The sequence below is a fragment of the Actinomadura rugatobispora genome, from assembly GCF_055379765.1.
Window position 1 is genome coordinate 4,350,382 of the sequence record NZ_AP029191.1, and the last position, 11,318, is coordinate 4,361,699.

Here is an 11,318-nt window from a genome sequence, read left to right on the forward strand (position 1 = left end):
GAACGTGTTCGCAGAGTCCGGGGACGCGATCGCCGTCGTGGGCATGGCCGGCCGGTTCCCCGGCGCACGCGATCTGCCGAGGTTCTGGCGCAACCTGTGCGCCGGCACCGGGTCGCTCACCCGGCTGGACGACGATCGGCTCCACCGCGCCGGGGTGCCGCGGGAGGCGCTGGCGGACCCCGACTACGTCAAGGTCGCCTCGCTGCTCGGCGGCTTCCACCTGTTCGAGCCCGCCCTGTTCGGCATCACCCCGCGCGTGGCGGAGGCGATGGACCCCCAGTTGCGGGTCCTGCTGGAGATCTGCCACGACGCCCTGCAGGACGCCGGGTACGACCCGCAGCGCTTCGGCGGCCGCATCGGGATGTACGCCGGGGCCGGGAACAACGAGTACCTGGCGTGGAACCTGCGCGCCAACCCCCGGTTCATGGAGACGATCGGCGAGGCGCGCGCCCGGATCACCAACCACGCGGACTTCCTGTCCACCGCCGTCTCCTACTACCTGGGGCTGCGCGGCCCGTCCATCACCAGCCTCACCGCCTGCTCCACCTCCCTGGTGACCGTGCACATGGCGTGCGCGGCGCTGTTCAACGACGAGTGCGACATGGCGATCGCCGGCGGCGTGGAGATCCCGCTTCCGGCGTACCAGGGCTACCGGTACAGCGAGGGCGGGGGGATCCTGGCGGCCGACGGCGTCGTCAGGCCGTACGACGCCGGAGCCACCGGAACGGTGTTCGGGGCGGGCGCCGGTGTGGTGGTGCTCAAACGGCTGAGCGCGGCCGTCGCCGACCGGGACGCGATCCACGCGGTGATCATCGGCTCGGCGATCAACAACGACGGCGCCGCGAAGGCCGCCTACGAGGCACCGAGCGAGCGGGGCCAGGCGGAGGCGCTCGCGTCCGCCGTGCGGAGAGCCGGGATCGACCCGGTGTCGGTCGGGTACGTCGAGGGCCACGGCACGGGCACGCTGGTCGGCGACCCCGTCGAGGTGGCCGCGCTGAACCGGGTCTACGGCGCGGACCGGCGCGGCGCACGGGACGTCGCGCTGGGCTCGGTGAAGAGCAACGTCGGCCACCTCGGTGCCGCCGCCGGGATCTGCGGGCTCGTCAAGGCCGTCCACAGCGTGCGGGAGGGCGTCGTCCCGGCCAGCCTCAACTTCAGCGACCCGAACCCGCGCATCGACTTCGACGGCGGGCCCTTCTACGTCGCGGACCGGACGATGCCGTGGCCGCGGGACGCCGGCCCCCGCCGCGCGGCCGTGAACTCCTTCGGCGTCGGCGGCACCAACGCCCACGTGATCGTGGAGCAGCCCCCGGCGGTGGAGACCGGCGCGACGCCGGGGCCGTACCACCTCCTGACGTTCTCGGCCCGCACCCCGACCGCCCTGGCGGCCATGGAGAAGACCTTCCATGATCACCTGTGCGCGTCCCAGGGGAGCGGGGGGAGCGGGGACGGGGAACTCGCGGACATCGCCTTCACGCTGGCCGAGGGACGTCCTGAACGTTCCGTGCGCCGCACCCTGGTCGTGACCGACCGGGAGGACGCCGTGAGGCAGTTGGGCGCGGGACGGGCCACGCCGGCGCACCCGGTGCCGCGCGGGCGTCCGCCGAAGCCCGCCTTCCTGATGCCCGGACAGGGCTCCCAGTACGTGGGCATGGCGCGCGGGCTCTACGAGGGAGAGCCGGAGTTCGCCGCGATCCTGGACCACTGCTGTACCGTGCTCCAGCGGTCGCACGGCCTCGATCTCAAGGCCGTCCTGTTCCCCGCGACGGCCGCGGCTGCCGCTCGGGCCGAGACCGAGATCGTCCGGACCTCGGTCACCCAGCCCGCCCTGTTCGCCGTGGAGTACGCGCTGGCCGGCCTCCTGATCTCCTGGGGCGTGGAACCCGCCGCGATGGCGGGCCACAGCATCGGGGAGTACGTGGCCGCCACCCTGGCCGGGGTCATGGACGCCGAGGACGCGCTGCGGCTGGTCGCCGATCGCGGCCTGATGATCGAGTCGCTGCCGCCCGGCGCCATGACGGCCGTCCCGCTGCCCGAGGACGAGCTCCGGCCGCTTCTTCCGCCCGGCGTCGACCTCGCGGCCGTCAACGCGCCCGGTATGTGCGTGGCCTCCGGTCCGAGCGCCGCCGTCCGCCAACTGGAGGCGTCACTGTCCGCGCGGAAGGTGGGGACCAGCCGCCTGCGCACCTCGCACGCCTTCCACTCCCCGATGACGGAACCCATCCTGGGGGCGTTCACGGAGCGTGTCGCCAAGGTGCGGCTTCGGGAGCCCGGTATCCCGTTCGTGTCGAACGTGACGGGTGACTGGATCACCCCCGAGCAGGCCACCGACCCGGCGTACTGGGCGCGGCACATCCGCGCCTGCGTGCGCTTCGCGGACGCCGCCCGGCTGCTGCTCGCGGACGGCGGGTACCGCGCAGCCGAGGTCGGCCCCGGGCACGCGCTGTCCAACCTCGTCGCCGAGACCGCGACGGCCTTGGACGCGGACCGGTCGCGGCATGTCCCGGCGGTCCCCCTGCTCCGCACCGCCCGGGACGACCGCGACGACCTGCGGGTCCTGCTGGAGGGCGTGGGCCGGCTGTGGTCTCACGGCTGTCCGGTGGACTGGAACCGCTTCTGGGCGCGCGAGGAACGCGGCCGGGTGCACGTCCCCACCTATCCTTACGAGCGCGAATCGTTCTGGGTGCAGCCGGTGAGCGGCGAACCCGCCGCCGCGGAGCCGCCGGACGAGGGACCCCTCTACGCGCCGACCTGGACCGAGACGAGTCCGCCGCGGCCCCCCGCCGCTCCCGCCGACGACGACGGTGCGTGGGTGGTGTTCGCCCATCCCGACGAGGCCGTGACCAACGAGCTGATCCGGCTGACGCGGGCCGAGCGCGGGAACGTCGTCGTCGTCTCGCCCGGCGGCCGGTACGCCGAAACCGGGGACGGCCGCCGCACCGTCCGGCCGCGCGAGGCCGCCGACTACGGCAGGCTGGCCGCCGCCGTCCTCGGCACCGGGCCCGGACGGGTCCGCCTGGTGCACGCCTGGCTCCTCGGCGGCGTCCCGGCGCGCACGGAACGGGCCGCCGTGCGCAGCCACCTCGACCTCGGCCTGCACAGCCTCCTGCTGACTCTGCAGGAGTTCTCTCGCGGGGCCTCCGGGACCGCGCTGGAGCTGTACGTCCTGACCAGCGACATGCAGGACGTCCTGGGCGACGGCGACGTCCACCCGGCGAAGGCCGCCGTGCGCGGGCTCCTCAAGACCGTGCCCCGGGAGCTGCGTTCGGTCGCCGTCCGCGGAATCGATGTGGGAGCCGGTGAGGCGGGGAACATCGCCACGCAGGTGTTCCGGGAGCTGCGATCCGGGTCGGCCGAGCGGGAGGTGGCGCTGCGCGGGCGCAAGAGGTGGGTCGCGGGACATTCCGCGATCCGGCTCGACGAGGCCGCGGACGTCCCGTCCGTGCTCCGGGAGGAGGGCGTCTACGTCATCACCGGCGGCCTGGGCGGTCTCGGCCTGGAACTGGCCTGGGAACTGGCGAGGCTGGTGCGGGCGCGGGTCGTGCTGGTGGGCCGGTCCGGGCTGCCGCCCCGATCGGAGTGGGAGCCGCTCGCCGCCGGATCACCGGACGAGACCCTGCGGGAACGGCTCCGGCGGGTCCTCGCCGTGGAGGAGGCCGGGGGCCGGGTACTGGCATGCGCCGGGGACGTGGCCGACGAGGCCCGGATGCGGGAGATCCGCGCGGAGGTGATGCGCGCCCACGGCCGGGTCGACGGCGTGTTCCACCTGGCCGGTGTCGCGGGCGGCGGCCTCATCGAGGTACGCGCGCAGGAGGCCGTCGAGCGGGTCCTCGCGCCGAAGGTACTGGGCACCTATGTGCTGGACCGGGTGTTCCGGCCGCCCCTGCTGGTGCTGTACTCGTCCATCGCCGCGATCACGGGTGATTACGGCCAGTCGGACTACGCCGGGGCCAACGCCGTCCTGGACGCCTACGCCCAGGCCCGGTGGGGCGCGGGACGCCATGTCGTCTCCGTCAACTGGCCGCAGTGGACGGACGTGGGCATGGCCTCCCGCGCGGAGCACACCGTGCCGGCGGCGTACCGCGAGAGCGCCATCGGCCCGGCGGAGGCGGCCGGGGTGCTGCGCGCGATTCTCGCCTCCGGCGCCGGTCCGCAGGTCGTGGTGAGCCCGGGCGGGCTGCGCGAGCGCGAGCGACTCGCCGACAGGGTCGCCACCGACGCGAGCAGGACCGATGCCGAGGTTTCCGGGTCCGCTCCCGCCGCCCGGTACGTCGACTCTCCGTACGCGCCGCCGCGGACCGATGTCGAACGGGGGCTGGCGGCGCTGTGGGGGCGGGCCCTCGGCATCGAGGACGTCGGGCTGGACGACGACTTCCAGGAGCTGGGCATGAGCTCGATCACGGCGGTGCGGCTGGTGGGGCGGATACCGGAGGTGTTCGGGGTGGACGTCTCCGTGCGGGAGCTGTTCGACTGGCGGACGCTGAGGGTCGCCGCCGGGGCCGTGCAGGCGGCGCTGACCCGCCTGTGACCCGCCAGTGCCCTGCCGCGCGACCCGCATCGGGTTCGCGCGGCAGGGCACGCAGGGGGGCGCGCAGGAGGGGCGCGCGGCCGGGTCAGCTGCTCAGCAGCGCCCGTGCCCGCGCGGTCAGCTCCGGCCGGTCCGTCTTCCTGTTGGCGTTCAGCGGGAGGTCGTCCAGGTACTCGTAGTGGCGCGGGATCAGGTACCGCGGGAAGAAGGACCCGAGTTCCTTCATCAGCACCGGCACCGGCCGCTCGTCGCCCACCAGGAAGGCCACCAGCCGTCCGTCCACCGCCACCGCGGCGGCGTCCCGCACGCCGGGCAGCCGGCGCAGCCCCGATTCGACCTCGGCGAGCTCCACCCGGAAGCCGCCGATCTTGACCTGGTGGTCGGCCCGGCCGAGGTAGGCGAGTTCGCCGCCGTCGACGCGGCGGACCAGATCGCCCGTCCGGTACCAGCGGCGCCCTTCGTGATCCAGGAAGCGGCCCGCGTCGTCGGCCCGGTCGAGGTAGCCGGAGAACATCTGCTCGCCGGTGACGCACAGCTCGCCGGTGCCGTCCCCGTCCTGCTCCGCGCCGAGGAGCAGGTACGGCAGCCTCGGGTGGACGGCACCGATGGGGACGATGTCGTTGACCGCGAGTCTCGCCGACCGCTCGGGGTCGAACCGGTGGACGCTGCAGGAGATGGTCAGCTCGGTCGGCCCGTAAAGGTTCTCCAGGCGGGAGTTCGGGGCCGCCTCCTGCCACCGCGCGGCGTCCTGGACCAGCAGGGCCTCGCCGCAGAACAGGCTCCACCGCAGGCCCGGCATGGAGCCGCGTTCCAGCCCCCTTCCCCTGCGGACCAGGGAGATCATGTTCGGGGTGGAGAACCACACGGTGATGCCGTGCCTGGCCACGAAGTCGGGGAGCGACACGTACACGTGCGGAGGGACGCTGACGACGGTGCCCCCGGCCCCCCACCCGGCGAAGATGTCGAACATCGCCAGGTCGAAGGTCAGGTCGAAGGTCTGGGAGAAGACGTCGTCGCAGGTGAAGCCGTAGCGCGCCCTGATCTGGCGCAGGTAGGCGACCACGTTGGAGTGCCGGACGGGGACGCCCTTGGGACGTCCGCTGGAGCCGGAGGTGAAGAGGATGTAGGCGATGTCCCCGGGGAAGGACGGCAGCGGCTCGTCCAGTGCGGGCACGGTGGGCCGGTGCACCACCGGGACGCCGTCCAGCGCGTCGGCCAGTTCGGGCAGCAGGGACATGCCCTTGTCGTCGACGATGAGGCCGTCGAGCGACGCGGCGCCGATCATGTGGCGGAGGCGCTCGGGCGGGAAGGCGGGGTTGAGCGGGACGACCGCCGCGCCGGTGTAGAGGGCGGCGAGCAGACCGGCGTACGCGTCCTCACTGCGGGCGCCGAGCACGCCGACGCGCAGTGGCTCGCCCGCGGTGCCGGGTCCGTGGAAGAGGAGGCCGCCGGCGAGCCGCAGCGCGCGTTCGTGGAGGCGTCCGTAGCTGATGCTCTCGCCGCCGACGCGGAGCGCCTCGGCGCTCCCGTCGCGCTCGACGTTCCACAGGAACGCCTCGTGGAGCAGGCGCTGCTCGGGCCGGTCCGGTGCCATGCTCCGTCACTCTCCGATCGGTGCGCTGGACGTCCTCAGTTCGCGCGGCCGGACGGCCTCCAGAAGCAGCCGGCCCTGTCGCTCGTCCCCCACGGTGCGCAGCAGCACGTGTTCGCCCGGTTCGACCGCGCCGGACGACAGCGCCGCGTACAGGTCGAGCCACGCGTCGCAGGCGCCGGTGCCGGAGAAGACCCGTGCGTCCCGTGCCGCCGCCTCCGCCCCGGGGAGGTCCTCACCGGCGGCGACGACGCGGAGCGCTCCCGTGCGGGCCACCCTCACCGCGACCGCCGCGAAGGCCGGCTTCTCGGCCTCGACCGCCACGAAGGCGGGGTCGTCGACGATCACCACGGTGGCCCCCAGGTCCTCGGGGATCGCCCAGGTGAGCAGGCGGAACACCTGTGTTCCGCCGTGTTCCCGGAGGTGGGTGACCCCCACGTCGTCGCCCGTCCAGCCGACCGCGTGCACGGTGCCCGCCAGGGGCGAGGTCATCGGGTCGGCCACCGGGCCGGAGCGCACCACGAAGAGGGGCTGGTCGTCGTCCGGGCGCCCGAGCGCGTCCAGCGCCCGCCGGGTGGTGCCGTAGTCCGCGGCGTCGGCGGGGTCGCCGGGCACGGGCTCCCGCACGTGCACGCGTTCCGCCGGGACGCCGCGGTCGCGCGCGATCATGTTCGCCATCAGGCGGCGCATGCTCCGCGGAGGCAGTTCGGCGGACGGCCGGAGCCGCGGCCGCGAGCGGACCGAGGTCGCGAGTGCGTCGATGTACAGATCGGCCATGGCTACCCGCCCAGGACCTCGACGACCACGACCTGGAAGTACGCGCCGTGCCCGAGCGCGACCAGCGCGCACCGGTCGCCGGGCCGGAGCCGCCCGGTCGCGTCGGCGTGCTGGAGGGCCGACAGCGCGTCGATGCCGTAGTTGTGGCCGCGCAGGGGAAGCAGGTCGAGCGGGACGCGGCCGCGTTCGACGCCCGTCTCGCGGCAGAAATTGCGCCAGAACACGGCGTTGGTCAGGTCGGGCATGATCCAGTCGAGGTCCGTGATGCCGAAGCCCGCACGTCCGGTGGCCTCACGCAGGACCGTGGTCACGTGCTCCATGCACGCCTTCGCGTAGAGCGCCTGCTCCCGCTGCGTCATGCGGAGGGCCCGGTGGAACCGCTGGTCGCGCAGCGCGGCACCGGACAGGTAGCGGTAGCGGGGTGTTCCATCGCCGTGCTCGTCGTGCTCGCCGTGCTCGCCGGGCTCGCCGTGCTCGTCGGGCCGGCCGTGCGGCGCGTGCACGACGACGGCGGCGGCCGCGTCTCCGCCCACGGTCACATTCGGGATGATCCTCGCCGAATCGTCGTAGCTGCCCTGGTCACCGCCGAGCACCAGGACCCGGTCCCCGGGCCGTGCCCCGGGGCGGGCGTGGTAGCGGCGAGCGACCTCCACGGCCCGCAGCACGCTGACGCAGTGCACCTGCGAGATCCCGTAGAACTCCGCTCCGGGGACGCCGAGCGCGGCGCACAGCCGCCGCGCGAAACCCGGCCGGTCCGCGAACCCCTGCACGACATGCGAGTGCCCGTACAGGACGACGTCGGCGCCGCGCCCCCCGAGAGCCTCCCGGCCCGCCCCCACCAGCAGGTCCTCCATGCGCTCGCCGGAGGCGAGGGTGGGGCTGTCGCGCAGTCCGTGGAACCTCCTGAACATCCGCCGCTCGAAGGGGCCATGGCCGGCCCGCTCCAGGACGCGGTCGACGGACTCGACGCCCCTGGGCAGCCGTACGGACACCCGGGACAGCACCGGGGACCCGCGCCCGGTCTCCACCGGCGCGCCCGCGGTCATACCGCCGCCTCGGCGGCGAGGAGCCCGGTGACGTAGTCGGCCAGGCTGCCCGCCGTGCGGAAGACGTCCATCTCCAGGTCCTCGGGGTCGACCTCGAACCCGAAGCCGTCCTCGAGGACCAGCAGCAGTTCGAGGGTGCCCGCCGAATCCAGCCCCAGCTCCTCGAAGAGCAGGGTGGTCTCGCGCAGTTGGGTGACCTCACGGTCCATGGCCGCGGTGAGCGCCCGCCGTATGTGCTCGATGATCCCCTTACGGTCCACCGATCCTCCTCTCGATCCGGCGCCGCGTCCCACGACGTCCCTCAGGCCCGGTCCGTCGCCGAGTCCCATACCTGGTGGGCGGACAGGTCGCCCGCCATGACCAGGCTCCGCCACATGGCGCGGCGCCTGAGCTTGCCGCTGGTGGTGCGCAACAGGGTGCCGCGCGGCACCTGCAGGACCGTCACCCGCAGTCCGGGCAGCTTGGCGGCCACGGCCCGCCCGACGGCGGCCGCCTCCTCCGCCGCGCAGTTCCGGACGGTGATGACCGCCGTGTCCCGCCCCCGCACGGTGCCGAGGAGGACGACGGTCCGCCGCGGCCTGGACGCCGCGGCCTCGGCGATGATCTGCACGTCCTCGGCGAACAGCCAGCGGCCCGCCACCTTGATGCCGTCCCCGGCCCGCCCGACGACGTACAGCTCGCCGTCGAGGGCGAACCCCATGTCCCCGGTGCGGTGACGGTCGCCGAGCGGAGTGAACTCCTTGCCCGCGTATCCCGCCGCCAGGCTCTCCCCGCCCACCGCGATCTCCCCGAACGCGCCCTCCGGCAGCGGCGCGCCGTCGGCGTCCAGGATCTCGACCTCCACGCCCCGGAGCGGGCGGCCGCACGAGATGAGCCGGGTGGCCAGGCGCGCGCCGCGGTCGGCGAAGGACACCGGCTTGCCCGGCTCCAGCGACTCGGTGTCCACCAGCCGGGTCCCGATGGCCGCGGGGTCCGGTCGTACACCGGTCACGGCCAGCGTCGCCTCGGCCATGCCGTAGGCCGGGAGCAGGGAGTCGTGGCGCAGGCCGAAGGGGCTCAGCAGCCGGTGGAACGCGTCCAGGGCGTCCGGAGCGACGCGCTCGGCACCGATGATGAGGCTTTCCAAGCTGCCGAGGCCGACCCCCTCCAGGTGGGCCGGGCGCAGTTTCCGCAGCACATGGCCCAGGGCGAACGAGGGTATGGCGGACGCGGTGCCGCCCGATCGGGAGATCTCGGCGAACCAGCGGGCCGGGGCCCCGATGAACTCCTGCGGCGGCATGTAGGACGCCCCGGCGCCCCGCGCCAGCGGCATCAGCAGGCAGCCCACCAGCCCCATGTCGTGGTGGAACGGCACCCACGACACGACCCGGGAGTCACCGGTGATCGACAGCCAGTCGTGCAGGGCGCGCACCTGGGCGTTCAGTGCCCGCCACTCGATCTGGACGCCCCGCGGCACGCCCGTGGACCCCGAGCTGAACTGGACCAGACCCACCTCGGGCGGCTCCGGCGCGCCGTCGGCCATGGGGTCGTCCTCGGCCGCCTCCGTCAGGACGCGGCACCCGAGCGGGCCGGAGCCGTCGAGGAACGGTGCCTGTTCCCGCGTGAGAAGGAGGGCGGCGGGGCCGACCGTGCCGATGACGTCCCGGAGGCGGGCGTCCAGTTCCGCGGGACCCGCCGGAGCGACGATGGAGGGGGTGGCCCCGGCGTGCATGACGCCGTAGAGGGACATGACGAAGCCGGGCGTGTTCCCGCCGACGAGGAGCACGATGTCGCCGGAGCCGATGCCCGCCGCGCGCAGCCGGTGAGCGTTGCGGCGCACGCCCGCCGCCAGCGCCGCGTAGGAGCGGCCGGTCCAGGTGCCGTGGCCGTCGGAGAAGCGGATGGCCTGCTCCAGGCCGGGATGCTCCACCCAGGACAGGAGGTGCTCGAAACGCGGGTCGGCGGTCGTGCCCGTGGCGGCCGGGCCGGTCGTTGCGGCGGTCAAGCCATCACCTCCGAGAGACGGTGCGCAGCAGTTGGAGTTGCTCCAGGTGCGCGCGGACTCCTGGGGTCAGCAGCCCCACTCCGGCCAGCGAGGTGACGATCTTCGTGAACATCAGCCGGCGGAAGTCGATCATCTTCTGGTCCCGGAGCGCGTAGTCGGTGCCCGCCCGGACGTCCACGTCCAGGCGCTCCCAGATCTCCTCCAGGCGGAACCTGCGGGACATCAGCAGCGCCGCCTCCTTGACGAACTCCTCGCGCTCGGCCCTCTCCCCCGAGGTCAGCTCGCCGTAGACGTTCCGCAGGGCGACCAGGCCGAAGGCCACGTGCCGGGCCTCGTCCTTGGCGACGAGCCGGGTGATCTGGGCGATGACGGGGTCGAAGGAGCGGGTGTGCTCCAGCCGGAACGCGGCGAGCGCCAGCCCCTCGACGATGATCTGCATGCCGAGGAAGACGATGTCCCAGCGGCTCTCGGACACCACCGTGTCCAGCATCCGCCTGAGCGACGGGTTGATCGGATAGCCGTTGCCGAGCAGGTCGACGTAGCGGGCGTACGCCTCGACGTGCCGTGCCTCGTCGGCCGCCTGGGCGGCCGCGTAGAACTTGGCGTCCAGGTCGGGGGCCAGCGCCACCAGCCGCCCGGTGGCCAGGAGGGCGCCCTGCTCCCCGTGGAGGAACTGGCTCGTCATCCACGAATGGAACTCCCACTGGAATCCGGCCCAGCGCTCGGGCGGGACGGGGGACGCGTCGCGTCCCATCGGGAGATCGGGACCGAGGAGCCCGGCCTGGGCGGGGGTGCCCACGCCCGCGGCCCAGTCGATGTCCGTCGTGGCGTTCCACTGCGCCGCCTTGCCGCGCTCGTACAGGGCGCGCAGCCGCTCGTCCGTCCGCGCGTAGTCCCAGACGAACCGGGCCTCGGCGTCGCCCGTGCGCTCCGAGCCGTCGGCCACCGTCATTCCCTACCCCTCGGGCTTTTCTCTCCGGTCTCTCCGGGTGTCCTCGGTCAATTCGGCCGCGCGGACGTGGAGGCGACCGAGGGAACCGTGGCGCGTCCCTGAGCGATCACGTCGAGGGTGAAGTTCTCCAGATCCTCGACGGTTTCCAGCGGCGGAGAATCCTCGACGACGAACGGCTCGAAACCGAAGAGCTCCTCGAGTGCGAAGGTGAGTTCCACCTCGCGCACGGAGTCGAACCCCAGTTCGTCCCGCAGGATGTGGCCGGGCCGCACCGCCGGTGATTCCGGCGGGGCGATCTCGGCGACCAGCTTCCTGACGAGCCCGCGCACCAGGCGATCCTCATCGTTCGAGTCATTGTCCGAGAGGGCCTCGTCCCGGTCCTGGGATCCGCTGGACATTCTCAAGGACTCTTCTCCCGCTCCGCTTTGCGTTCGCTCGCC

General features: G+C 73.5%; 8 protein-coding genes. 1 reads left to right on the top strand and 7 read right to left on the bottom strand.

From position 1 onward, the window contains the following. Positions 1 to 4 precede the first annotated feature (4 nt). The gene (locus ACZ466_RS19005; RefSeq protein ID WP_378283301.1) at positions 5 to 4,528 is read left to right on the top strand and encodes a type I polyketide synthase; all 4,524 of its coding nucleotides are present in this window, start codon (positions 5 to 7) and stop codon (positions 4,526 to 4,528) included. Positions 4,529 to 4,613: 85 nt separating this feature from the next. Here ACZ466_RS19005 and ACZ466_RS19010 read toward each other — a convergent pair whose 3' ends face one another. The 7 genes from ACZ466_RS19010 to ACZ466_RS19040 are packed head-to-tail and all read right to left on the bottom strand — an operon-like array spanning position 4,614 to position 11,207. Next, on the bottom strand, positions 4,614 to 6,122 hold the full coding sequence (locus ACZ466_RS19010; RefSeq protein ID WP_378283300.1) for an amino acid adenylation domain-containing protein: 1,509 nt from the start codon (positions 6,120 to 6,122) through the stop codon (positions 4,614 to 4,616). A 6-nt stretch (positions 6,123 to 6,128) separates the two neighbouring features. Further along, entirely contained in the window at positions 6,129 to 6,896 is a 768-nt protein-coding gene (locus ACZ466_RS19015) for a hypothetical protein (protein WP_378283299.1), read from the bottom strand. 2 nt (positions 6,897 to 6,898) lie between these two features. Further along, on the bottom strand, positions 6,899 to 7,942 hold the full coding sequence (locus ACZ466_RS19020) for a 3-oxoacyl-[acyl-carrier-protein] synthase III C-terminal domain-containing protein (protein ID WP_378283298.1): 1,044 nt from the start codon (positions 7,940 to 7,942) through the stop codon (positions 6,899 to 6,901). Then, a complete protein-coding gene (locus ACZ466_RS19025; RefSeq protein WP_378283297.1) occupies positions 7,939 to 8,202 on the bottom strand; it encodes an acyl carrier protein in 264 nt (87 codons plus the stop codon). The genes ACZ466_RS19020 and ACZ466_RS19025 overlap by 4 nt, the downstream gene beginning before the upstream one ends. A gap of 41 nt (positions 8,203 to 8,243) precedes the next feature. Next, the gene (locus ACZ466_RS19030; RefSeq protein ID WP_378283296.1) at positions 8,244 to 9,926 is read right to left on the bottom strand and encodes an AMP-binding protein; all 1,683 of its coding nucleotides are present in this window, start codon (positions 9,924 to 9,926) and stop codon (positions 8,244 to 8,246) included. 4 nt (positions 9,927 to 9,930) lie between these two features. Beyond that, complete coding sequence (locus tag ACZ466_RS19035) at positions 9,931 to 10,878, bottom strand: ferritin-like domain-containing protein (protein WP_378283295.1); 948 nt, start codon at positions 10,876 to 10,878, stop codon at positions 9,931 to 9,933. A gap of 47 nt (positions 10,879 to 10,925) precedes the next feature. Beyond that, positions 10,926 to 11,207: an acyl carrier protein gene (locus tag ACZ466_RS19040; RefSeq protein WP_378283294.1), complete on the bottom strand. Its 282-nt coding sequence runs from the start codon at positions 11,205 to 11,207 to the stop codon at positions 10,926 to 10,928. Positions 11,208 to 11,318: the final 111 nt, after the last annotated feature.

What these genes read in the sequence shown, in the direction of transcription:
- ACZ466_RS19035 (WP_378283295.1), bottom strand. Translation starts at nt 10,878, where the DNA reads ATGACGGTGGCCGACGGCTCGGAGCGCACGGGCGACGCCGAGGCCCGG.
- ACZ466_RS19010 (WP_378283300.1), bottom strand. Translation starts at nt 6,122, where the DNA reads ATGGCACCGGACCGGCCCGAGCAGCGCCTGCTCCACGAGGCGTTCCTG.
- ACZ466_RS19020 (WP_378283298.1), bottom strand. Translation starts at nt 7,942, where the DNA reads ATGACCGCGGGCGCGCCGGTGGAGACCGGGCGCGGGTCCCCGGTGCTG.
- ACZ466_RS19015 (WP_378283299.1), bottom strand. Translation starts at nt 6,896, where the DNA reads ATGGCCGATCTGTACATCGACGCACTCGCGACCTCGGTCCGCTCGCGG.